This window comes from Pseudomonas sp. AM8 (assembly GCF_036346475.1).
Taxonomy (GTDB): Bacteria; Pseudomonadota; Gammaproteobacteria; order Pseudomonadales; family Pseudomonadaceae; genus Aquipseudomonas; species Aquipseudomonas marginalis.
The window spans coordinates 18,650-40,070 of sequence record NZ_JAOTNX010000027.1; the positions used below are offsets into that span (position 1 = coordinate 18,650).

21 protein-coding genes and 1 pseudogene are annotated in these 21,421 nt (G+C 63.0%); 10 read left to right on the forward strand and 12 right to left on the reverse strand.

The window, feature by feature from the left end; all coding sequences use genetic code 11:
• Nucleotides 1-56: 56 nt before the first annotated feature.
• The 3 genes and pseudogenes from V3W40_RS34040 to V3W40_RS34050 form a co-directional block, all read right to left on the reverse strand.
• Nucleotides 57-1,181, reverse strand: coding sequence for an alkene reductase (locus V3W40_RS34040; RefSeq protein ID WP_330216485.1), 1,125 nt, complete (start codon nt 1,179-1,181; stop codon nt 57-59).
• 78 nt (nt 1,182-1,259) lie between these two features.
• Complete coding sequence (locus tag V3W40_RS34045; RefSeq protein ID WP_323147080.1) at nt 1,260-1,937, reverse strand: type 1 glutamine amidotransferase domain-containing protein; 678 nt, start codon at nt 1,935-1,937, stop codon at nt 1,260-1,262.
• A pseudogene (locus V3W40_RS34050) lies at nt 1,934-2,561 on the reverse strand (TetR/AcrR family transcriptional regulator). The gene V3W40_RS34045 and the pseudogene V3W40_RS34050 overlap by 4 nt, the downstream one beginning before the upstream one ends.
• A 172-nt stretch (nt 2,562-2,733) precedes the next feature.
• Here V3W40_RS34050 and V3W40_RS34055 point away from each other — a divergent pair.
• On the forward strand, nt 2,734-3,678 hold the full coding sequence (locus tag V3W40_RS34055; RefSeq protein ID WP_065926240.1) for a GlxA family transcriptional regulator: 945 nt from the start codon (nt 2,734-2,736) through the stop codon (nt 3,676-3,678).
• Here V3W40_RS34055 and V3W40_RS34060 read toward each other — a convergent pair.
• Nucleotides 3,656-4,162, reverse strand: a complete 507-nt coding sequence (locus V3W40_RS34060; protein ID WP_043293772.1) for a GNAT family N-acetyltransferase — start codon at nt 4,160-4,162, stop codon at nt 3,656-3,658. The genes V3W40_RS34055 and V3W40_RS34060 overlap by 23 nt on opposite strands.
• 178 nt (nt 4,163-4,340) lie before the next feature.
• Between V3W40_RS34060 and V3W40_RS34065 the strand changes: the two genes are divergently transcribed.
• Nucleotides 4,341-5,213, forward strand: coding sequence for an undecaprenyl-diphosphate phosphatase (locus V3W40_RS34065; RefSeq protein WP_330216486.1), 873 nt, complete (start codon nt 4,341-4,343; stop codon nt 5,211-5,213).
• A 139-nt stretch (nt 5,214-5,352) separates the two neighbouring features.
• Here the strand turns inward: V3W40_RS34065 and V3W40_RS34070 are convergent, their stop codons facing one another.
• From V3W40_RS34070 to V3W40_RS34090, 5 genes are read right to left on the reverse strand one after another with little or no spacing between them, the layout of a single operon-like run.
• Entirely contained in the window at nt 5,353-6,315 is a 963-nt protein-coding gene (locus V3W40_RS34070; RefSeq protein ID WP_330216487.1) for a Dyp-type peroxidase, read from the reverse strand.
• Between the two features lie 49 nt (nt 6,316-6,364).
• Complete coding sequence (locus V3W40_RS34075) at nt 6,365-7,183, reverse strand: sugar phosphate isomerase/epimerase family protein (RefSeq protein WP_065926237.1); 819 nt, start codon at nt 7,181-7,183, stop codon at nt 6,365-6,367.
• 1 nt (nt 7,184) lies between these two features.
• Nucleotides 7,185-8,384 (reverse strand): NAD(P)/FAD-dependent oxidoreductase, encoded by a 1,200-nt coding sequence (locus V3W40_RS34080; RefSeq protein ID WP_330216488.1) that lies wholly within the window; start codon nt 8,382-8,384, stop codon nt 7,185-7,187.
• 2 nt (nt 8,385-8,386) lie between these two features.
• Complete coding sequence (locus V3W40_RS34085) at nt 8,387-8,707, reverse strand: MocE family 2Fe-2S type ferredoxin (protein ID WP_027607575.1); 321 nt, start codon at nt 8,705-8,707, stop codon at nt 8,387-8,389.
• A 28-nt stretch (nt 8,708-8,735) separates the two neighbouring features.
• On the reverse strand, nt 8,736-9,830 hold the full coding sequence (locus tag V3W40_RS34090; RefSeq protein ID WP_074846092.1) for a fatty acid desaturase family protein: 1,095 nt from the start codon (nt 9,828-9,830) through the stop codon (nt 8,736-8,738).
• Between the two features lie 162 nt (nt 9,831-9,992).
• Here V3W40_RS34090 and V3W40_RS34095 point away from each other — a divergent pair, with 162 nt between their 5' ends.
• Both V3W40_RS34095 and V3W40_RS34100 read left to right on the forward strand, forming a co-directional pair.
• Complete coding sequence (locus V3W40_RS34095; RefSeq protein WP_330216489.1) at nt 9,993-11,042, forward strand: LacI family DNA-binding transcriptional regulator; 1,050 nt, start codon at nt 9,993-9,995, stop codon at nt 11,040-11,042.
• Between the two features lie 463 nt (nt 11,043-11,505).
• Entirely contained in the window at nt 11,506-11,802 is a 297-nt protein-coding gene (locus V3W40_RS34100) for a DUF6124 family protein (protein WP_330216490.1), read from the forward strand.
• Nucleotides 11,803-12,159: 357 nt separating this feature from the next.
• On the opposite strand, the gene V3W40_RS34105 is transcribed toward V3W40_RS34100, so the two are convergent.
• Nucleotides 12,160-14,133 (reverse strand): sigma-54 interaction domain-containing protein, encoded by a 1,974-nt coding sequence (locus V3W40_RS34105; RefSeq protein ID WP_330216491.1) that lies wholly within the window; start codon nt 14,131-14,133, stop codon nt 12,160-12,162.
• A 185-nt stretch (nt 14,134-14,318) separates the two neighbouring features.
• Between V3W40_RS34105 and V3W40_RS34110 the strand changes: the two genes are divergently transcribed.
• From V3W40_RS34110 to V3W40_RS34120, 3 genes are read left to right on the forward strand one after another with little or no spacing between them, the layout of a single operon-like run.
• Nucleotides 14,319-15,335, forward strand: coding sequence for a Gfo/Idh/MocA family oxidoreductase (locus tag V3W40_RS34110; protein ID WP_330216492.1), 1,017 nt, complete (start codon nt 14,319-14,321; stop codon nt 15,333-15,335).
• Complete coding sequence (locus V3W40_RS34115; protein ID WP_065923813.1) at nt 15,335-16,114, forward strand: TIM barrel protein; 780 nt, start codon at nt 15,335-15,337, stop codon at nt 16,112-16,114. The genes V3W40_RS34110 and V3W40_RS34115 overlap by 1 nt, the downstream gene beginning before the upstream one ends.
• Before the next feature lie 19 nt (nt 16,115-16,133).
• Nucleotides 16,134-17,060, forward strand: coding sequence for a sugar ABC transporter substrate-binding protein (locus V3W40_RS34120; RefSeq protein WP_027607581.1), 927 nt, complete (start codon nt 16,134-16,136; stop codon nt 17,058-17,060).
• Between the two features lie 47 nt (nt 17,061-17,107).
• Here V3W40_RS34120 and yghU read toward each other — a convergent pair whose 3' ends face one another.
• Nucleotides 17,108-17,944: a glutathione-dependent disulfide-bond oxidoreductase gene (yghU, locus tag V3W40_RS34125; protein WP_065923812.1), complete on the reverse strand. Its 837-nt coding sequence runs from the start codon at nt 17,942-17,944 to the stop codon at nt 17,108-17,110.
• Nucleotides 17,945-18,023: 79 nt separating this feature from the next.
• On the opposite strand from yghU, the gene mug reads away from it, so the two are divergent.
• On the forward strand, nt 18,024-18,536 hold the full coding sequence (gene mug / locus V3W40_RS34130) for a G/U mismatch-specific DNA glycosylase (protein WP_330216493.1): 513 nt from the start codon (nt 18,024-18,026) through the stop codon (nt 18,534-18,536).
• A gap of 38 nt (nt 18,537-18,574) precedes the next feature.
• Nucleotides 18,575-19,171 carry a glutathione S-transferase gene (locus V3W40_RS34135; RefSeq protein ID WP_330216494.1) on the forward strand — a complete coding sequence of 199 codons (597 nt, stop codon included), beginning with the start codon at nt 18,575-18,577 and terminating at the stop codon, nt 19,169-19,171.
• A 135-nt stretch (nt 19,172-19,306) separates the two neighbouring features.
• Here the strand turns inward: V3W40_RS34135 and V3W40_RS34140 are convergent, their stop codons facing one another.
• Nucleotides 19,307-20,074 (reverse strand): SDR family NAD(P)-dependent oxidoreductase, encoded by a 768-nt coding sequence (locus V3W40_RS34140; RefSeq protein ID WP_065923810.1) that lies wholly within the window; start codon nt 20,072-20,074, stop codon nt 19,307-19,309.
• Nucleotides 20,075-20,210: 136 nt separating this feature from the next.
• On the opposite strand from V3W40_RS34140, the gene V3W40_RS34145 reads away from it, so the two are divergent.
• Complete coding sequence (locus V3W40_RS34145; RefSeq protein WP_065923809.1) at nt 20,211-21,359, forward strand: aldose epimerase family protein; 1,149 nt, start codon at nt 20,211-20,213, stop codon at nt 21,357-21,359.
• Nucleotides 21,360-21,421 lie beyond the last annotated feature (62 nt).

The window sequence follows — 21,421 nt, forward strand, 5'->3', positions numbered from 1 at the left end:
GTTCCTTCTTAAATGGCTGGCATCAGGGCAAGCCCCCTCCCACATTGACCGCGTGATTACCCGAGGTAGGTGGGGTAGTCGATGTAGCCCACCTCCCCCCCACCATACATCCCCTCTTCCCGCAGCGGGTTCAACGGCCAGCCCTTGAATAGCCGTTGCGGCAGGTCCGGGTTGGCAATGAACGGCCGTCCGAACGCAATCAAATCCGCCAGACCGGCGTCCACCAGTTTCGCGCCGCGTTCAGCGGTGTAGCGACCGGCATAGATAATCCGACCGCTGAAGGTGCTGCGCACGGCTTCCCGGAAGCTGTCGGGCAGCACGGGGGCGTTGTCCCAGTCGGCTTCGGCGATGGACACGTAGGCGATGCCTGACTGCTCCAACACCTTGATCGCTTCGATGTAGGTGTGGTGCGGGTCTTCTTCTACCAGGCCGATGTACACACGGTCCTGGTCGGTGCCGCTGAACAACGGCGAGAACCGCACGCCCAGGCGCTCCGGCCCGACCACCTTGCTGACGGCTTCGACGATCTCGCGCAAAAAGCGCAGGCGATTGTGCAGCGAACCACCGTACTCATCGTCGCGCTGGTTGGAATGGGCCGAGATGAACTGGTTGACCAGGTAACCGTTGGCCGAATGAATTTCCACGCCGTCAAACCCGGCGTCCAGGGCATTGCGTGCGGCCTGGGCGTAGTGCCCGACCAATTCTTCAATCTCGAGCACGCTCAAGGCGCGAGGCACCGGCGGTTGCTTCAATTCACCCGTGCCAGGCCCGGTCTCGATAAAGGCCTTGGCTTGCTGGGCTTGAATCGCCGACGGTGCCACCGGTGCGGCGCCGTCAGGCTGCAAGGCGTTATGGGACACACGGCCCACATGCCACAGCTGGGCAAAGATCACCCCGCCTTCGGCATGCACCGCGTCGGTGACCTTGCGCCAGCCGTCGATCTGCGCCGGGGTGTAGATGCCCGGCGTCCAGGCATAACCCTGGCCACGGGGTTCGATCTGCGTACCTTCGCTGACCATGAAACCGGCCGTAGCGCGCTGGCGGTAATACTCGGCCATCAGGTCGGTGGCGATATCGCCGGGCTGGGCGCTGCGCTGGCGTGTCAACGGTGGCAGCACGATACGGTTGTTCAAGGTGTGATGACCCAGTTTGACCGGGGTACTTAAGATGCTGTTAGTCATTGGGGTATTCCAAATTCGAGACGAGCAAACGCATTGGCGACTGTTGCAAGTCGCCAATGAATGGAAGGGTTAATTAACTTACGCGGTGAGTTTGAGCAGCGCCTTGGCCACGTCACTGGAACTGGCAGGGTTCTGCCCAGTGATCAGCAAACCATCTTCGAGCACGAAGGATTGCCAGTCGGCGCCCTTCTGATAGTTGCCGCCCAGTGCCTTGAAATCATCTTCAATCAGGAACGGCACCACCTCGGTCAGGCCCACCGCCGCTTCTTCCGAGTTGGAGAAGCCGGTGACGCGACGGCCCTTGACCAGCGGCTCGCCATTGACCGCCTTGACGTGGCGCAAGGCGCCCGGTGCGTGGCAGACAAAGCCGATGGGCTTGCCGGCACGCTCGAAGGACTCGATCAGGGTGATGGACACCGGTGACTCTGCCAGGTCCCACAGCGGGCCGTGGCCGCCTGGGTAGAACACGGTGTCGAAGTCGTCAGCGTTGACCGTGTCCAGCTTGACCGTGCTGGCCAGGGCCTGTTGCGCGGCAGGGTCGGCGGCAAAGCGGCGAGTCTGCTCGGTTTGCGCGTCGGGCGCGTCACTCACCGGGTCCAGGGGCGGCTGGCCACCGGCCGGGGACGCCAGCACCAGTTCGGCGCCGGCGTCCTTGAACACGTAATAGGGTGCGGCAAATTCTTCGAGCCAGAAGCCGGTCTTGCGGCCGGTGTCGCCAAGCTGGTCGTGAGAGGTCAGTACCATTAATACTTTCATTTTCCAGTGCCTCGATCAGTGAATGTCTGTGTGTCCAGGGCAACCCAACAGCTGTCGGGTCAGCAGCAACGCCTCCTCGAAAGGCGCGGATGTACGGGTGATCTTGCTCATCACGCTGGTCCCCAGCCACAGCGCGTACAGGCGCCGGGCCAGGCTTGCAGGGGCTTGGTCGACGTCCAGGGAACCGTCCTCAAGGCCACGCTGTATGGCGATGGCGAGTAGATCGATGGTGCGCGACGTGCCACGTTCCAGCGCCAGGCGCATGGGCTCTGAAAGGTCTGACACCTCCGCACCCAGTTTGACGGCAAGGCATTTGCCCGCATCGGTGCAGCCGGTCTGGTTGTCGATCCAGGCCTGCCAATAACGCATCAACTTGGCGTGCTGGGATAAACCGGGTTGGTCGAACAGTTGCTGCATGCCATGCACGTAGTTGTCGAAGTAGGCGTCGAGCAACACGACACCGAAGCCATCCTTGGAGTTGAAGTAGTGATAGAACGAACCTTTAGGCACCTGGGCGGCTTGAAGTATTTCGTTCAAGCCCACCGCAGAGAATCCTTTACGGCCAACAATCAACTGCGCCGTGTCGAGAATGGTCTGCCGTGCACTTTTAGTTTCGCTGCTCATGCTTCACTCCGTCCGATTAGACCAGTCGTCTAGTTCGTTGAGGGAATGTTAGGGGCCGCGCCAACCCCTCACAATGTCATATGCGCAAGGATTCCGGACATGACCCGAAGTCGGTTGCCGTTTTCCCGGCAGCCGCCGACAATCCACCCTCCCACGCCCCTGGAGACATGCGATGCACAGCGTTGCGCTGATGGTTTACCCGAACTTCCAATCCCTGAGCCTCAGCCTGGGCTCGGTGTTCGAGTGCGCGAACCTGCTGCGCGGTGAGCCCGCCTATGAGTTTCACCTGGTGTCGGAAAGCGGCGGCGCGGTGATGACGTCCCAGGGCTTCTCGGTGAACACCTCGCCCCTGCGGCCCCAAGGCTATGACACGCTGATCGTCAGCGGTTACCTGGAGTTTCGCCTGCCCGAGGCCAACCTGCTGGAACTGGTCAAGGCCGCCTCGGCTCAATCGCGGCGTGTCGCCTCGCTGTGCATGGGCATCTTCGTGCTGGCCGAGGCCGGCTTGCTCGACGGCAAGCGCACCACCACCCACTGGATCCACGCGCCGGCCTTTCGCAAGCGCTATCCGGACATCCGCCTGGAAGAAGACAAGCTGTTTATCGTCGACGGCCAGGTATGGACCGGCGCCGGCATGAGTGCCGGGGTGGACATGGCGCTGGCCATGGTGGAGAACGACCTGGGCAGCGACCTCGCCCGGCGCATTGCGCGCAAGCTGGTGATCGCCCAGCGCCGGGGCAGCGAGCAATCGCAGTTGTCTGCACTGTTGGAGCTGGACCCCAAGTCCGACCGCGTGCAACTGGCCCTGGCCTACGCCCGCGAAAACCTCACCCACGACCTGTCGGTGGACGCCCTGGCCGAGGTGGCCCGGCTGAGCCCGCGCCAGTTCAGCCGGGTATTTCGCGAAGAAACCGGGCAGACGCCGGCCAAGGCCATCGAATCCCTGCGGGTTGAAGCCGCACGGGCGATGATGGAAACCAGCCGCCACCCGGTGGAAGTGGTGGCCCGCGAAACCGGCTTCGGTGATCGCGAGCGCATGCGCCAGGCGTTTCTAAGGGCGTTCGGGCAACCGCCCCAGGCGATGCAGCACACCTTTAATGCAACACCGCCCGCGTAACCAGGTAACTCATCAACTGCGGGTCATCCGCCAGTTCAAGGGCCTGCACCGGGCGCGGCAGGTTATCCAGCACCGTACGCCAGAACGCCTGGGACACTTCGTCCTGGTCATAAAACCGCACCAGCCAATCCGCCTCGCCGCTGCACAACACCTGGGTGGCGATGGCGCGGCCGATGCCTTTGCGGCGATAGCGCTTGAGGATAAACAGGTCGGCCAGTTCCAGGGCGTCGATGCCCGGCAACTCGCTGCCCTCGATCAGCAGGAAGCCGGCGATATAGCCGTCCACCAACAACAGGTTGGCGCTCCAGTGCGGGTCTTGCCAGTAGCGGTTCAGGTGCTGGTCATGGATGTAGAAACGGCCGTCCGCCTCGACATCTTCCTGCTCCCAGTCCGATGATTCATAGGCGTAGTACTGGTAGAGATTGCGGATCAGCTCGGCTTCTTCAGGGCCGGTCTGGATCAGTTCCACGGTAGTTTCAGGCATTGGGCTCTCGGTCAAAAAACGCAGGGCGCCATTGTTCACAAAACCTCGGCGCAGTCCAATAGCGCCGCGAACCTTTCTACTTGCTGAACCGATTGCAGTTAGCGATTGCCTTGGCCGAATTCTTGAAACATTTCGAATAAACTTCGCCGATCTCTACCTTTCCTCAAGGACACGTATTTTGACGAACGTCTGTACCGCCGGCCTGGATGTGGGCTTCGCCTCCCTGGATTACTTGCAGATTTTCATCCTGGGCGTGATCCAGGGCATTACCGAACTGTTGCCGGTCTCCTCCACCGCCCATATGCGCGTAGTGCCCGCCCTGCTCGGCTGGCAAGACCCCGGCTCGGCGTTTTCAGCGGCCATGCAGTTGGCGGCACTGGCGGCGGTGGTCAGCTATTTCTGGCGCGATGTACGCCAAGTGACCACGGGCAGCATCGACGCGGTGCGCCGGGGCGACTACAACGATCCATGGTTCAAGCTCGCGGTGGCGATTGTGTTGGCGACCATTCCGATCGGGATTGCCGGGCTGGCCTTGTCGTCGACCCTGAACGCCTGCAATTCGCCGCTGCGCGGGCTGATGGTGATCGGGATTTCCTGCGTGGTGATGGCGGTATTGCTGGCGGCGGCCGAGCTGCGCGCCCGGCATACACGCGAGGTCAGCCAGATGCGCCTGCGCGATGCGCTGATCGTCGGAGTCGCGCAGATCGGCGCGTTGATTCCCGGCGTATCGCGTTCCGGCTCGACCCTCACCGCGGCCCTGTTCCTCAACTTCAAACGCGAAGAAGCCGCACGCTTTTCCTTCCTGCTGGGCCTGCCCGCCATCGCCCTCGCCGGCTTGAAGGAGCTGTGGGTACTGCTGCACGCCGATATGCCCGCCCATGCCTGGCCGCATTTGCTGTTCGGGCTGGTGGTGGCCAGCGTCTCGGCGTTCTTCGCGATCTGGGGCCTGATGAAGTTCCTCGAGCGGTTCTCCACCTGGCCGTTTGTGATCTATCGCGCGCTGCTGGGGGTGTTCCTGATTGTGGCCGTCAGTACCGGGCTGCTGGGTTGATATAACACCCCGTCTCAACCCGGCATCAATCTCATGTGGGAGGGGGCTTGCCCCCGATGAGGGCGTGTCAGTTGATGCAACTTTAACTGACCCAATGCTATCGGGAGCAAGCCCCCTCCCACATTTGAACTGCTTTGCTTTACAGCCCGCCCGTACGCTCCGCCAGTGCTTCGAGCAGGTCGGCCGATGGCACGAAAAACAACCCGCCGGTGACCGCCGTGCTGAAGTCGAGCAAGCGGTCGTAGTTGCCTGCCGGGCGGCCGACGAACATGTTTTCCAGCATCAGCTCCAGCGGCTGCGGCGAGCGTGCGTAGCCGATGAAGTAGGTGCCGAACTCCCCGGCACCGGGGCGGCCGAAGGGCATGTTGTCGCGCAGGATTTTGACTTCTTCGCCGTTCTCGTCGGTGATCACGGTCAGGGCGCTGTGGGCATTGCTCGGCTTGGCGTCTTCGCCTAACTCGATATCCGACAGCTTGGTACGCCCGATCACCTTCTCCTGGGCTTCCACCGTCAGGCTGTTCCAGGCGGTCATGTTGTGCAGGTATTTCTGCACCAGCACGTAGCTGCCGCCTTCGAATCCGGGATCTTCGTCGCCAACGATAGTGAAACCCACGGCCTTGCGCCCCACCGGGTTCTCGGTGCCGTCGACAAAGCCAATGATGCTGCGCATGTCGAAGTAGCGGAAACCCTGGACTTCATCCACCACCTTCACGCTATCGCCCAACGCTGTCATCAGCTGGGTAGCGAGTTCAAAGCACAGGTCCATCTGCTCGGCGCGGATATGCAGGAGGATGTCGCCGGGCGTCGATAACGCCATGCGCCCTTCCACACCGAACTCGCGAAACGGGTGCAACGCCGCCGGGCGCGGTGCGCCGAACAAGCGGTCCCAGGCCTGCGAGCCAAAGCCGCAGACGCAGGTGAGGTTGCCCGCCGGCACGCGCTTGCCCACCGAACGCACCAGCCCGGCGATGTCTGCGCACCAGGCGCGCACGCCGTCTTCACTGCCGGGGACGATGGTGGCGACCATAAAGATCGCGCTGCTGGTGATCGGGTGGCAGACGGACTGCGGTTCAAGAGGCGGCTGAACGGAGGAAGTCGGCATGGGGCAAATCCAGGCTAAGGGCGGGAGTGAACCCGCGCAGGTTAGCAGATCATTTCCGGCACGCCTGCCACACGTCGCGAATCAAGGCCTTGAGCTGCAACGCCTCGGCCCAGCGGTCACTGATTTCACGCCCATCGGCACCGGTGATGGCATAGGGCGGCGGGCCCAGTTCGCAGGTGAAGGACAGGCTGTGCGGGGTCTCGGGGCGGGCCAGCCAGTCCTCGATCCCGTAGCGCCACCACTGGGTAAAGCGCTGCACCCAGGCCTGGTGCTGGGGGAACGCCAGCGACACCTGCACCTGTTCGCTGCTGGCCACACGGCCATGAAAGCCCCAGCTGTGGCGCAGGATCGTGCGGATCTGCTCGTCGTCTTCGGCGGCGCCGGGCTCGGGCAACTCGCGGCCGACCACGTAGTGAGACAGGTCGGCCAGCAGCTTCAAATCGGGCATCTGCGCCAGCAGGTCGAGGGTGAACAGCAGGTCGTTGGTCAGGCGATAGCGGTGGGTTTCCAGCAGCACCGGAAAGTCCACCTGCTCGGCCAGGCGTTGCCAGCCTTCGATCAAACGGGCGGCCTCGGTTTGGGTGCGCGGGCGCACATCGGCTTGCAGGGTGAGGTGGTGGCAGCCGTGGCGGCTGATCACGTCCAGTGCCGCCGCCAGGTCGTCGACGCTTTGCGGGAACAACTGGCCTTCGATCTGCAGGCCCCGCGCCGTGGCGGCGGCGTGCAGGCGCGCGACATCGGCGGCGTGCCAATAGTGATCGGTAATGCCGTCGAAACCGGCGGCCTTGATGCGGTCGAGTTGGGCCTCCATGGGGCCGGGCTCGGTGTGCATCGCCCAGAGGGATTGGAATACCAGGAATTGGCGCATATCAGCCTCGCAGCAGGTGTTTGAGGGACACGTCGGGGTCGGCCAGGCTGGCCGCGTTCAGGGCGATGCGCGCGTTGATCAGGCGTTCGCACAGCTTGATGTCCTTGGCCACGCTGTTGCCGGGGCTCCAGCCGCAGGCGCCTTGCAAGCGTTGCTCGGCGTCGAGGTAGAACAGCAACAGGCCCGCGCCCGGCAAGGCACGGCTGACGGTCAGCGGCGTGATCACGCCCACGGTCTGCAAGCCCCAGTCGTACTGGTCGGACCAGAAGCCGGGCAGCGCTTCGAACGGCTCATCACGCCCGAGCATGTTCAGCGCCGCATGCCGCCCTTGCGCCTCGGCATTGCGCCAGGTTTCCTGGCGCTGGTACTCACCGCCGAGGCGAAACTCGCACACGTCACCTGCCGCGTAGATGTCCGGCGCGCTGGTGCGCAGGTGCGCGTCGACGCGAATGCCCTGCCCCACCTCCAGCCCCGCCGCCACGGCCAGCTCGATATTCGGTTGCATGCCGATGCCGACCACCACCAGGTCGCAGGGCAGTAACTGCCCGTCCACCAGTTGCACCGCCTCTGCATGGATCGACTCCAACGCCACATTCAAGCGTACGTCGACACCCTGTTGCCGATGCACCTGCAGCAGCGCTTCGGAGATGACCGGCGCCAGCACCCGGCCCGCCAAGCGCGGCCCGGCTTCGAGCACCGTCACCTCACAGCCCAGGCCACGAGCGGTCGCCGCGACTTCCAGGCCGATAAACCCGCCGCCGATAATCACCAGCCGCGCTCCGGGCTGCAACGCGGATTTCAGCGCCAGCGCTTCATCATGGGTGCGCAGGTACAGCACGTTGGCCTGCGCCTGGGGCAAGCGTCGCGCCCTGCCGCCAGTGGCCAGCAACAGCCCGGAGTAGCTCAACCACTGGCCGTCGGCCAATTGCAGGCGGTGTTGCGGCGGGTCCAATTGGCTGACCGGGTTACCGGCGATATGTTCGATGCCCAACTCGGCGAGCCGGGCGCTGTCGCACAGGCTGCAGCCGGCCAGGTCCATGTTGCCTTGCAACAGGCCCTTGGACAGGGGCGGCCGCTCGTAGGGCACGTGCGGCTCGTCGCCGATCAGGATCAGGCGTCCGCTGTAGCCTTCTTCACGCAGGGTCAGTGCCGCGCGGCCACCGGCATGGCCGGCGCCGACGATGATCAGGGCGGCGTCCATCATCAAGCCGTGACGGCGAGCAAAACCCGCCCCGCTTCGACCCGTACCGGGTAGGTCTTGAGGTTGACGCACACCGGCGCGCCCAGGGCCTTGCCCGAGCGGTAATCGAAGCGCCCGTTGTGCTTGGGGCACTCGATCACATGGTCCATCACCAAGCCGTCGGCGAGGTGGATTTTCTCGTGGGTACACAGGCCGGCGGTGGCGAAAAACTCATTGTCCGCCGAGCGGAATACCGCGTAGGTGTGCGCCCCGTGGTCGAAGCGCAGCACGTCTTCCGCGTCTATTTCGCCCACGGCGCAGACGTCGATCCATTGATCGTTCATGGCGTTTTCTCTTGTTCTTGGGTGGGATTCAGCCGGCAGTGGCTTCTGCATGCATCGGGGCCCTGGCGGCCGGTTCAGCACTGGGGCGGATGGGACGCTGGACGAAGTAAGTCGGATCGCTGCGCTGCTTCCAGATCGTCGGGATGATCTCCCTGTACGCCTCGAACAGGTTGGCGTACGGCGGCGGGCAGTCGCTGCGGATCTCTTCGTGCAATTGCGCCAATGCGTGGTACGGCACCATCGGGTACATGTGGTGTTCGAGGTGGTAGTTCATGTCCATGTAGATAAAACGCAGCACGCGGTTCATGTAGATGGTGCGGCAGTTGCTGCGGTGGTCAAGCACATCTTCGGCCAGGCCCACATGCTGGGTGAGGCCGAACACGTAGCCGAGCCAGGCGCCGTAGATACTGGGCAGCCCGACCAGCATCAGCGGCAGCCAGCTGTGCAGGTACAACGCGGAGCCGATCACCAGCGCATAAATGCCGACCCAGATACGCGCAGCACGGAACACCTTCGGCCACTCGGATTCGGGAATGAAGTCCGCCTCCTGGGCACTCATCTGGCCGATGGCATGGCGCGCCACGCCGCTGAAGGTCTTCCAGGCCAGGGGCAGGTTGAACAGGCTGAGAAACATCATCGGCAGGCTCGGCGGGCGTGGCTCGACGATCTCCGGGTCGCGGCCGACGACGATGGTGTCGGTGTGGTGCCGGGCATGGCTCCAGCGCCACACGTGGGGTTCGAAGATGCACATGAAGCTTGCGACCTGGTACAGCACGTCGTTCATCCAGCGGGTCTTGAACGCGGTGCCGTGGCCGGTTTCGTGCCAGCGCGGATTGGACGCGGTGCCGTACAGCACGCCATAGGCGAGGAAGAACGGTACGCAGGCCCACGTGCCCCAGAACCAGTAACCGCCGAAGCCGGTGGCGAACAGTGCACTCACCCACATAGCGGTGTCGAGCAAGGCCGGGCCGTCGCGGCGTTGCATCAGTTCTTTCATGCGTTTACGGGAAATCGGCGATTGGTACCAACTGGCCGAGACCAGGCCTTTTTCCGCCGCGCGGGCGGCTTCGGGGCCGGTGAGGCTGTAGTCGCGCCGAGCGGTGTGAGCGGTGTGTTCAGGCATTGTTATTGTTCTCCGCAAGCGAGAGGTTTCAGGTGCTTTGCGAAACCAACGATAGAGCGCGGCTAAATCACTCTCAAGGCCTTGAATCCATTCCCTATCAAGCTATCATCCAGGCCCAGCGGGGCTTGATAGTTTTCTATCAAGACGCTCAAGGGGGCTGTCATGAACAACAATAAACGCCCGACCATCGCCACCGTCGCCGCCCATGCGGGCCTCAGCGTGGCCACCGTCGACCGCGTGCTGAATGCGCGTGCGCCAGTCAATCCGCAGACGGCCGAGCAGGTGTTCCAGGCCGCCGAAGCGGTGGGCTATTTTGCGGCGCGGCTGATCGGCCAACGCATACGCGAACGCCGGCCGACTTATCGCTTCGGCATTCTGCTGCTGGGCACCGCCCAGGCGTTCTATGCCCACCTGGCGCAGTCGATCAGCGAGGCGGCGCAGCATCACGCCACCGCCAACCTGACCTGCCAATTCGACTACATCAACGACCGCACACCCAGCGCCATCGTCGCGCAGATCGAACAACTGGCCGTGCAGTGCGATGGCCTGGCGGTGGTCAGCTTCGCCCACCCGCTGATCAACGCCTGCCTGGCGCAGATCCGCGAGGCCGGTGTGCCGGTGGTGGCCCTGCTCTCGGATATTCATGAGCAAGCCCTTGAACCCTATGTGGGCCAGGACAACCACGTGGTCGGGCGCACCATGGGCTGGCTGCTCGCCCGCACCTGCGGCGCACGCAAAGGCAGCGTGGGGATCCTGCTCGGCGGCCATCGCTTCCTCGGTCACCAGGCACGGGTCGAAGGCCTGCACAGCTACCTCACCGAACACGCCCCGGGGCTCAAACCGCTGGAGCCGCTGATCAACCTGGACAACTGCGACATCACCGAAGAAGCCACCCTCGACCTGCTCACCCGCCACACCGACCTGCGCGGCCTGTGTGTGGTGGGCGGCGGCGGCGACGGCATCATCAGCGCCCTCGCGCAACTGCCCAAGCGCCCGGCGTTGTGCTGCATTTTGCAGGAGTCCACGGCGCTGTCACGCCAGGCACTGAGCCAGGGGTTGATCGATGTGGTGATGGACTCACAGCCCAGGCAGACGGCGAACGCGCTGGTGCAGTTGCTGGTGGAATTGCAGAGTGCCGAGGGGTTTGATCCGGGGCGGCATCGGGTGCATATCGCGCCGCAGATTGTGACGTCGGAGAACATGTGTACCTGATACATGGAGATCAAAATGTGGGAGGGGGCTTGCCTCCGATAGCGGTGGGTCAGTTAAGTAGATGTCAACTGACACTCAGCTATCGGGGGCAAGTCGAACCGTCGCACCGCCCCTCCCACATCGACCGCGTTCCATTGCTGGCTTGGTGGCGTTTTGTCATGGTTTGTAAAGGGCCAGCAAGGCCGGTCCCTTTTAATTGCAGGACGTTTCCTAGACAATCCTGGCCGCCTTGTGCCTGCTGGAATCGGTGGCTAGTCTGCGGTCCGTCACTGCTCATCAGTGATCGGGTTTAGCAGCCTGACGTCAATAGGCACACGGTTCACATCTGCGTTTATGGTGGCTGTGCGCGGGGCACCTTCGGGTGCGCTGGTTTTCCTATTGACCGGTCTGCTAACCCGCGTACAGCTGCCACCCTCGTTTAGCAGCGTTGGCGGTAGCTCCTTAGCTCAATAGGAGTTGCACAATGAATAAAGTCGTACCCGACCCACCCTTCGATCCCGCCAAAGACCGCGCCGCCTTCAACCGCGCCATCGACCACTATCTCCCCACCCAAGGCTTTCACTCCGTCAACGAAGACCTGAGCTTTGAAGATGCCCTGCTCTACACCGCCAGTTTGCTCGACAGTGCGTCGGCGACTGCGCTGGATTGTGGGGAGCAACAGGAAAGCCCGGAGCGGGCGAAGATCTTGGCGGTGTGGCATTTGCTGGAAATTGCCAAAACCACTGTGGATCGCTCCATCAACTGCCTGAAACGCGGTTAAACATGTGGGAGGGGCGGTGCGACGATTCGACTTGCCCCCGATGGCGGCGGATCAGTTAAGTAGATGTCAACTGACACTCCGCTATCGGGGCAAGGGTATCTACGCAACTTTTCAGACCCTGACAAATCTCCCTGTGGCGAGCGGGCTTGTCCCGCGTTGGGCTGCGTAGCAGCCCCAGTCAAGAAGATCGCGGTGTATCAGACACTCTGTAGAGGCTGGTTTTGGGGCTGCTGCGCAGCCCAGCGCGGGACAAGCCCGCTCACCACGACAGCCCTATCTGCCGCACTTTCAGCGTTGAGCCAACGTTGTGTAGATACCTATGGCTATCGGGGGCAAGCCCCCTCCCGCATTTCAACCTTACGCGCCGCGAAAATCTGCGGCATTCAGCCCGAACCGACTCATCTTGTTGTACAGCCCACCCCGCGATACGTTCAGTTGCCGGGCGGCCAGGCGGATGTTGCCGCCGGTGCTTTTGAGGGCGGCGACGATGGCGTGCATTTCGTGGCTGCTCAGGTCCTGGGCGGGCTGAGGTTCGTGGTGGCGCAGCGTGGCGCGCGGTCTGGTTTCCAGGGGTAGATCGGCGGCCTGGATCAGTTCGCCCGTCGCCAGGTTGGTGGCGCGTTCGATGCTGTTTTCCAACTCGCGCACATTGCCTGGCCAGGCGTAGGCCGAGAGCAATTCCAGCGCATCCGGGGCAAAGCCCTGCACCGCTTTACGCAGCGAACGAACACAGCGCGTGAGGAAGTGCCGCGCCAGCAACGGGATGTCTTCACGGCGCATGCGCAGCGGCGGCACGGTCAGGTTCAGTACGTTGAGGCGGTAGTAGAGGTCTTCACGGAACGCCCCTTCGGCCACCGCCTGGCTGAGGTTGCGGTGGGTCGCGGCGATGATGCGTACGTCCACTGGCCGTGAGCTTTTCGCGCCGACGCGGGTGATCTCGCCTTCCTGCAACACCCGCAGCAGGCTGACCTGAGCGTCGAAGGACATATCGCCGATCTCATCCAGAAAGATGGTGCCGCCATCCGCCAGTTCAAACTTGCCCGCCGACCCGCCCCGCGCCGAGCCTGTGAACGCGCCTTCGACGTGCCCGAACAGCTCGCTCTGCACCAGGTCCCGTGGGATCGCGCCGCAGTTGACCGCCACGAACGGGCCGTTGGCGCGGTCGCTGGCGTTGTGGATGGCCTGGGCGAACAGCTCCTTGCCGGTGCCGCTTTCGCCGAGGATCAGGGTGGTGGATTCACTGCGACTGGCGATGCGTCCCAGGTGCAGCGCGTCCTGGATCGCCCGCGACGTGCCCTGGATCGTGTCGAAGGTGTAGCGCGCCTGGGTGCTGATGATGCGCCGGGTGATTTCACGGATGCGGCGGTTCTCGCGCAGGGACACGATCACCCCGCCCTGCTCCAGCGGGCACACCGAGACCAGGCAGGCGAGCTGGCTGCGGTCGTGCAGGTGGAAGGTGCAATCGAGGTCACGCACCGGCTCGCCGCCGCGTAGAAGCATGGCGTCACTCAGCTCACTGCGGCCCAGGCGCTGGAAGGGGCTGCCGATCAGCTCCAGCCCCACCCCGAACAGTTGCCGGGCATAACGGTTGAGCGCCTTGATGCAGCCGCGCTCATCGAGCACCACCAGGCCTTCGTTAAGCACTTCGAGCACGGTTTGCTGCTCTTCCAACAGCGCTTGCAAGGCCATCTGGCGGGAGACCGCTTCGGCAGCCGCTTGTACGGTACCGAGGGTGTGAAAATGAAACCAGCCGGGTTCGGCGGTGAGGGTCAGCATCGCCAGGGTCTGGCCCTGGGCATTCCTGATCGGCGCGGCGGCGCAGTGCATACGGCGTTGGCGCAGGCCGCTGCCGAAGTTCTCCTCGGCCAGCACGTACACCAGGCGGTCTTCGGCCAGGGCCAGGCCGGTGCAGTTGGTGCCCTGGACCGATTCGAGCAGGCGGCTCCCGACGGGGGTGATGTCCAGCCCGCAGAAATACAGGGTGGTGCCCTCGGCGTCGGTGAGGTTGATATGCCCTCGCGGGTTATAGGCCAGCAGGCCATGCATGACCTGCGCAGCGGCGGCGATCAGGACACGGTGGGTGGCCAGGGTGGCAGCAAGGTCGTGGGGCGCCACAAAGCGGTACTGGCTGTCATCCGGGTCGATACCCGCCTCGACACTGCGGCGCCAGGAATCCCAGATCACCTGCCGCACCTCGGCCGGGCGCTGCACCTGCCCGGCCAGGCACGCGCGCCACGCCTGTTCCAGCGCAGCCACGGGGCCGTCGTTCAGCGCCGCAGGCCCCAGGGCCGTCAGGTAGTCGAGGTCTTGTACGCTGAACGCCATGCTCATCGGGCGGTATCCATGTTCATGTTTTTGACATGTCAGTATAGGCATGTCATCAGAATGAACACATTTTGTTTATTGTATTTTATAAATCCTTATTTATCAGACAGTTATAAATTGGCATAACCTTTGCTCCTGCCCCTTTGCCAGTCAGGGCTGTCCTGCGGCCAACAATAAAAAGGGGTTATTTCATGAGTACACAGAACATCCGCCTGGGCTTGATCGGCGCGGGTCGCATGGGCAGTTTCCACGGCCTGACCGCTGCGCGACACATCCCTGGCGCAACCCTCGCCGCCATCGCCGACCCCACTCCAGGCCAAGCCGCACGCCTGGCGGCCGAACTGGGGGTAGCCAAGGTCTACACCGACCCGCAACAGCTGCTCGACGACCCGGACATCGACGGCGTCCTCATCGCCGCCCCCGCCCGCAGCCACGCCGAACTGGTGATCAGCGCCGCCCGCGCGGGCAAGGGGATCTTCTGCGAAAAACCCATGGCCATCACCCTCGACGAAGCCGACCGCGCCATTGCCGCCGCGGCCGATGCGCGCGTGCCGCTGCAGGTCGGTTTCAATCGGCGTTTCGCCAAGAGCTTCCGCACGGCCCACCTCGACGTGGCGGCCGGCCGCATCGGCACACCGCAGTTGTTGCGCTCGCTGACCCGCGACCCGGCACTCAACAACCCGGCCAATTCGCCGCAATGGGTGATCTTCCTGGAAACCCTGATCCACGACTTCGACACCCTGCGCTACCTCAACCCCGGTGCCGAAGCGGTGCAGGTGTATGTGATGGCCGACGCACTGATCGCGCCGGAGTACAAAAGCAAAGGTTTCCTCGACACCGCCGTGGTCGCGATCCGCTTCGACAACGGCGCCATCGCCACTGCCGAGGCCAACTTCCAGGCGGTGTACGGCTACGACGTGCGCGGCGAAGTGTTCGGCAGCGCCGGCATGCTGAGCATGGGCAGCCTCAACGACTCCGACCTGGTGCGCTACCTGGCCGAGGGCATCCAGGCCGACACCCAGCGCATGGACACCGACCTGCTGCGCGACGCCTACATCGCCGAACTCAACCACTTTGTCGACTGCCTGCGCAGCGGCGCCAAGCCCATGGCCAGTGGTGAAGACGCGCGCGCCGCCCTGGCGATCGCCCGCGCCTGTATCGAGTCGTTCCAGACCGGCAAGGCCGTGGCCGTGCAGGGAGCCCGCTGATGAGCCCGTTCAAACTGGCGATCAGTGCCGAGATGGTGTTTCTCGACCTGCCCTTCGTCGAGCGCGTGAAGCGCATCCATGCACTGGGTTTCAGTGCCGAAATCTGGAACTGGACCAATAAAGACATCAGCGCCCTGGCCGCCACCGGCGCCGATTTCACCTCGATGACCGGCTATATCAGCGGCACCCTCACCGACCCCGACGGCATCCGCCAACTGCTCGACAGCGCGCGCGAATCCATCGGCGTCGCCGAGCGCCTGAATTGCCCCAGCCTCAACCTGCACGGCACCGGACTGGGTGACGGCGGCCTGCCGGTGCAGCCCGTGAGCCAGACCACCGGACGCATGTGGCTGAGCGCGTGCAAGGCGCTGGAAAAAATCGCGCGCCTGGGCGAAGACGCCGGCCGCGTGTTCCTGCTGGAAAACCTAAACACCGAGGTCGACCACCCCGGCACCCCGTTCGCCCGCGCCGACGACACCCTGGCGCTGATCGAAGCCGTGGGCAGCCCGCACCTGAAGATGAACCTGGACCTGTACCACGCGCAGATCGGCGAAGGAAACCTGATCGAGCTGATCCAGCGCGCAGGCAGCGCCATCGGTGAAATCCAGGTGGCCGACGTGCCCGGACGCAAGGAGCCTGGCACCGGCGAAATCCACTACCCGGCCATCGCCAGGGCCCTGCACGCCATGGGCTACACCGGTGTGGTCGGCCTCGAAGGCTGGGCCAGCGGCGACAGCGAGTTGGCCCTGGAGCGTTTCCGTCAAGCGTTCACCCTATAACAATAAAAGGAACACCCTCATGCATCGCTATTCATTGCTTGTTGCTGCGTTTTTACTGCTGTTCAGCCAATGGACCTTCGCCGCGTATCGCATCGGCGTGAGCATCGCGCGGGTCGACGATAACTTCATGACCTACGTGCGCACCGGCCTGGAAAATGCCGCCAAGCAACAGGACGTGCAGATCCAGTTCGAAGACGCCCAGGGCGACGTGGTGCGCCAGCTCAACCAGGTCGAAGGTTTTCTCAACCAGAAAGTCGACGCCGTGATCGTGCTGCCGGTGGACACCGCCGCCACCGCCAACATGACCCGCGCCGCCGTGGCGGCCAAGACGCCGCTGGTGTACGTCAACCGCCACCCGGATGAGCGCACCTTGCCCAAGGGCGTGGTCACCGTGGCATCCAACGATATCGAGGCCGGGCAATTGCAGATGCGCTACCTCGCGGAAAAGCTCGGCGGCAAAGGCAATGTGGCGATCATCATGGGCGACCTCGCACAGAACGCCACCCATGACCGTACCGAAGGCGTCAAGCAGGTGCTCAAGGACTTTCCCGGCATCAAGGTGGTGGAGCAGCAAAGCGCCGAGTGGCAACGCAACAAGGGCATGGACCTGACCAGCAACTGGCTGCTGGCCGGCACGCAGTTCGATGCGATTGTGGCCAATAACGATGAAATGGCGATTGGCGCGGCCATGGCCTTGCAACAGGCGGGCAAGGCCAAGGGCGAGATCGCGATTATCGGCATCGACGGCTTGCCTGACGGTCTGGCGGCGATCAAGCGCGGCATGCTCACGGCGTCGGTATTCCAGGACCCCAAGGCCCAGGCCACGCAAGCGGTGCAGTCGGCGATCAGGATGATCAAGGGCGAGCCGATCGAGTCCGAGGTGTGGGTGCCGTTCGAGCTCATCAAGCCCGAACAGGTGGCGGTGTTCGAACAGCGCTACAAGTAAATCGAAGATCAGTGATCGTTCCCACGCGCGTGGGAACGATCAGCGAATCAGTCCAGGTCACTTGCATCATGGCGTTCGGGCAACTGTTCCTCGCCCGACACCCGATTCACCCGCCGCCCACGCTGCACCGCCGGCCGCGCCTCAATCGCGTCCGCCCAGCGCTGTACGTGCTTGTACTCGTGCACCGAGAGAAACTCCGCCGCCCCATACAAGCGGCCTTTGACCAACCCGCCGTACCACGGCCAGATGGCGATATCGGCGATGGTGTATTCATCCCCGGCGATGTATTCGCTCACGGCCAGGCGCTGGTCCAGCACATCCAGCTGGCGCTTGGTTTCCATGGCAAAGCGGTTGATCGGGTATTCCATCTTGCTCGGCGCATAGGCATAGAAATGCCCGAAGCCGCCGCCCAGGTACGGTGCGCTGCCCATCTGCCAGAACAACCACGACAGGCATTCCGCACGGGCCCCAGGCTCGGTGGGGAAAAAGGCGCCGAACTTCTCGGCCAGGTACTGCAGGATCGCGCCGGACTCGAACACGCGAATCGGCTGGGCGCCGCTGTGGTCCATCAAGGCCGGGATCTTCGAGTTCGGGTTGACCCCGACAAAGCCGCTGCCGAACTGGTCGCCGTCGCCGATCTTGATCAGCCAGGCGTCGTATTCCGCGCCGCTGTGCCCCAGGGCCAGCAGTTCCTCGAGCAGGATGGTGACCTTCTGCCCGTTGGGCGTAGCCAGGGAATACAGCTGCAGCGGATGCTTACCGACCGGCAATTGCTTTTCATGGGTAGCGCCGGCGATGGGCCGGTTGATGCTGGCGAAGGTGCCGCCACTTTCGGCGTCCCAGGTCCAGACCTTGGGTGGGACATAGCTGGATGAATCGGTCATGCTCACTGCTCCTGAGGCGCTTGGGATGGATGAATTCAAAGCGCATCTTACCGATTGGCTCACATTCAGATACCCCCACATGGCCGACAGACTCGAAGATATCCTCGCCAATCACCTGAAGGTCGTGTTCTGCGGCATCAACCCCGGCAAGGGTTCCGCCGCCCTCGGCCTGCATTTCGCCAACCGCAGCAACCGCTTCTGGCGCACCCTGCACCTGGCCGGCTTCACGCCCCATGAAATCCGCCCCGAACACGGGCGTACGCTGCTGCACTACCACTGCGGCCTGACCACGTTGGTGGATCGTCCCACGGCCAGCGCGGGCGAATTGGCACGGCATGAGTTCACACAGGCCGCGACGAACTTCGAACACAAAATCCGCCACTGCGCGCCGCGCTTCGTGGCGTTCCTGGGCAAGCCCGGCTACAGCGCGTTGAGCGGCCAACGCGAGATTGCCTGGGGCTTGCAGCCAAAGGTGCTGGGCGGTGCGTCAGTGTGGGTGCTGCCCAATCCCAGCGGACGCAACCTGGCGTTCAGCCTGGAGCAGTTGGTGCAGGCGTATCAACAATTGCGCCGGGCGACCGAGTGCCCTTAATCTCTTGGGCTCGTCACCCTGACAGCAATGGAGGCTTCATGAAACTGATCGGCATGCTGGACTCGCCCTACGTGCGCCGCGTGGCTATTTCCCTGGACCTGTACGGGGTGGATTTCGTGCATGAACCCTTGTCCGTGTTCCGCACCTTCGACGAATTTGCGCAGATCAACCCAGTGGTCAAGGCCCCTACCCTGGTGCTGGACGATGGCACGGTGTTGATGGACTCCAGCCTGATCCTGGACTACCTGGAAACCCTGGCCCCGGCTGACAGGAAGCTGTTGCCCCAGCATCCTGCGGCACTTGCCAAGGACTTGCACGTTCTGGGACTGGCGCTGGCAGCCTGTGAGAAGAGCGTGCAGATCGTCTATGAACACAACCTGCGCCCGGCCGAGAAACTGCATGCACCGTGGCTTGAGCGTGTGACCGGCCAATTGCTCGCGGCCTATGGATTGCTGGAGAAGCAGCTGGGCGACAGCGAAGCACTGACCCAGGCGTCGATTACGGCGGCGGTGGCGTGGTCGTTCAGCCAGTTCACCGTGGCATCGGTGGTCAAGGCGGATGCATTTCCCAACCTGCAACGGCATGCCGAAAGGCTGGAGCAGCATCCGGCGTTCAAGCGTTACCCCATCGCCTAAGCACCGCAGTTCAAATGTGGGAGGGGGCTTGCCCCGATAGCGGTGTGTCAGTCAGCAGATGTATTACTGAAAGACTGCTATCGGGGCAAGCCCCCTCCCACATTGGCCTGGGTTGCATGAAGGATTGAGTCAGGCTCAGACCCAGCCGCCATCCACAATAAAGTTCTGCGCCGAACACATCGCCGAGGCATCGGAAGCAAGAAACAGCGCCATATTGGCGATGTGTTCCGGCAGTACGCTGCCGGGCAGGCACTGGCTGCGGCTGATCAGTTCCTTGGCGGCGTCATCCACCCACATGGACAGCTGTTTTTCGGTCATCACCCAACCGGGCACCAGCGTGTTCACACGGATACGGTTCGGCCCCAGCTCCCGTGCCAGCGCGCGGGTCATGCCGTGGGCGGCGGCCTTGCTGGCGGCGTACACCGGGTAGCCGGCGGAGGCCATCATCCAGCCGACGGAGCCGAGGTTGATGATCGAGCCGCTGCCGGCGCGTTTCATCATCGGCACCACGGCCTTGGCGGCAAAGAAGGCGTGTTTGAGGTTGACTGAGATCAGCTTGTCGAAGGTTTCCGAATCGACTTCTTCCAGGGTGTGGCGCACGTCATTGGCGGCGTTGTTCACCAGTACGCTGATCGGCCCCAGGGAATGCTCGAAGCGCCCTATGGCCGCTTTGTAGGCGATTTCATCGGTGATGTCGCAGCACACGAACTCCACAGCATGCCCCTGGGAACTCAACAGCGCCGCCAGGCGTTCGCCCTGGCTTTGCGCGCGGTCCACAAACCCGACCCTGGCACCCTGCGCGGCGAAGGCCCGCACCATGAATTCGCCGATCCCCGAGGCGCCCCCGGAAATCAATACGGTCTTGCCCTTGAGGTCGGGATAAACGGCGTGTTCAGTACTCATAAAAGGATGCCTCGATCAATTAGTCTTATTTTATTTTACGAAATCGGCTTTAAAGGCTATAAATTCGCTGTCCAACCGACAAAATATCGCTATTAGTAGAACTATTCCACTCAAAACAACAAAAGGAAGTTCGACCATGAAGCACCCACGATACCTGCTGTCCGGCCTGGCGCTGTCCATGATGATCGCCAGCGGCGGCGCCCAGGCGGCCGGCCTGAGCAGCGAGCAAAAACCTTTCGGTAAAACCAACGACGGCACCGCCGTCGAACAGTACATCCTGCGCAACAGCCACGGCATGCAAGCCACGGTGATCACCTACGGCGGCGTGTTGCAATCGCTGAAAGTGCCGGACAAAAACGGCAAGGTCGACGACGTGGTGCTGGGCTTTGACGACGTGCAAGGCTATCAAAGCGGTACGGCGTTTTTCGGCGCAACCATTGGCCGCTTCGGCAATCGCCTGGCCGGCGGCGCCTTTGAACTCGACGGCAAGCGCTTCCAGGTGCCGCTCAACGACGGCCCCAACTCACTGCATGGCGGCGCCCAGGGCTTCGACAAGCAGGTGTGGAAGGCCGAGCCGGTCAAGGACAAGGATTCGGTCGGCGTGAAGCTGAGCTACCTGTCCAAGGACGGCGAGATGGGCTTTCCCGGTAATTTGAAAACCGAAGTCACCTATCGCCTCAACGACAAGAACGAACTGCACATCGACTACAAGGCCACCACTGACAAGCCGACGGTACTCAACCTCACCAACCACAGCTACTTCAACCTGGCCGGTGCGGGTAACGGCGACATCCTCAAGCACGTCACTACATTGCATGCCAGCCATTACACCCCGGTGAATGCCACCTTGATTCCTACCGGCGAACTGGCACCGGTCAAGGGCACGCCGATGGACTTCCTCAAGCCCACCCCGATCGGCCAGCACATCAAGGAAGATCACCCGCAGCTCAAATTTGCCGAGCCGAAACAGGGCGGGTTTGACTTCAACTGGGCGCTGGACACCAAGGGCGACGTCAAGCAACTCGCCGCCGAGGTGCACGACCCGGCGTCAGGCCGGCGCTTGCAGCTCTACACCAGCGAACCGGGCGTGCAGTTCTATACCAGCAACTTCCTGGATGGTTCGGTGAAGGGCAAAGGTGGCAAGACCTACCTGCACTGGAGTGGTTTCACCTTGGAGACCCAGCACTTTCCGGATGCGCCTAACCAGCCGACGTTTGCCTCGACCCGTTTAAATCCGGGGCAGACGTATACCCAGAACACCGTCTTCAAGTTCTCCGCTGATTAACCTGACAGCAACCCGCTTCGGTTAACGAAGCGGGCTTTTTTTTGTGGTGAGCGGGCTTGCCC

Bases quoted from the DNA above. Each gene is read 5' to 3' on its own strand.
- V3W40_RS34040 (WP_330216485.1), bottom strand. From the start codon at position 1,181: ATGACTAACAGCATCTTAAGTACCCCGGTCAAACTGGGTCATCACACC.
- V3W40_RS34045 (WP_323147080.1), bottom strand. From the start codon at position 1,937: ATGAAAGTATTAATGGTACTGACCTCTCACGACCAGCTTGGCGACACC.
- V3W40_RS34055 (WP_065926240.1), top strand. From the start codon at position 2,734: ATGCACAGCGTTGCGCTGATGGTTTACCCGAACTTCCAATCCCTGAGC.
- V3W40_RS34060 (WP_043293772.1), bottom strand. From the start codon at position 4,162: ATGCCTGAAACTACCGTGGAACTGATCCAGACCGGCCCTGAAGAAGCC.
- V3W40_RS34070 (WP_330216487.1), bottom strand. From the start codon at position 6,315: ATGCCGACTTCCTCCGTTCAGCCGCCTCTTGAACCGCAGTCCGTCTGC.
- V3W40_RS34075 (WP_065926237.1), bottom strand. From the start codon at position 7,183: ATGCGCCAATTCCTGGTATTCCAATCCCTCTGGGCGATGCACACCGAG.
- V3W40_RS34080 (WP_330216488.1), bottom strand. From the start codon at position 8,384: ATGGACGCCGCCCTGATCATCGTCGGCGCCGGCCATGCCGGTGGCCGC.
- V3W40_RS34085 (WP_027607575.1), bottom strand. From the start codon at position 8,707: ATGAACGATCAATGGATCGACGTCTGCGCCGTGGGCGAAATAGACGCG.
- V3W40_RS34090 (WP_074846092.1), bottom strand. From the start codon at position 9,830: ATGCCTGAACACACCGCTCACACCGCTCGGCGCGACTACAGCCTCACC.
- V3W40_RS34095 (WP_330216489.1), top strand. From the start codon at position 9,993: ATGAACAACAATAAACGCCCGACCATCGCCACCGTCGCCGCCCATGCG.
- V3W40_RS34100 (WP_330216490.1), top strand. From the start codon at position 11,506: ATGAATAAAGTCGTACCCGACCCACCCTTCGATCCCGCCAAAGACCGC.
- V3W40_RS34105 (WP_330216491.1), bottom strand. From the start codon at position 14,133: ATGAGCATGGCGTTCAGCGTACAAGACCTCGACTACCTGACGGCCCTG.
- V3W40_RS34110 (WP_330216492.1), top strand. From the start codon at position 14,319: ATGAGTACACAGAACATCCGCCTGGGCTTGATCGGCGCGGGTCGCATG.
- V3W40_RS34115 (WP_065923813.1), top strand. From the start codon at position 15,335: ATGAGCCCGTTCAAACTGGCGATCAGTGCCGAGATGGTGTTTCTCGAC.
- V3W40_RS34120 (WP_027607581.1), top strand. From the start codon at position 16,134: ATGCATCGCTATTCATTGCTTGTTGCTGCGTTTTTACTGCTGTTCAGC.
- yghU (WP_065923812.1), bottom strand. From the start codon at position 17,944: ATGACCGATTCATCCAGCTATGTCCCACCCAAGGTCTGGACCTGGGAC.
- mug (WP_330216493.1), top strand. From the start codon at position 18,024: ATGGCCGACAGACTCGAAGATATCCTCGCCAATCACCTGAAGGTCGTG.
- V3W40_RS34135 (WP_330216494.1), top strand. From the start codon at position 18,575: ATGAAACTGATCGGCATGCTGGACTCGCCCTACGTGCGCCGCGTGGCT.
- V3W40_RS34140 (WP_065923810.1), bottom strand. From the start codon at position 20,074: ATGAGTACTGAACACGCCGTTTATCCCGACCTCAAGGGCAAGACCGTA.
- V3W40_RS34145 (WP_065923809.1), top strand. From the start codon at position 20,211: ATGAAGCACCCACGATACCTGCTGTCCGGCCTGGCGCTGTCCATGATG.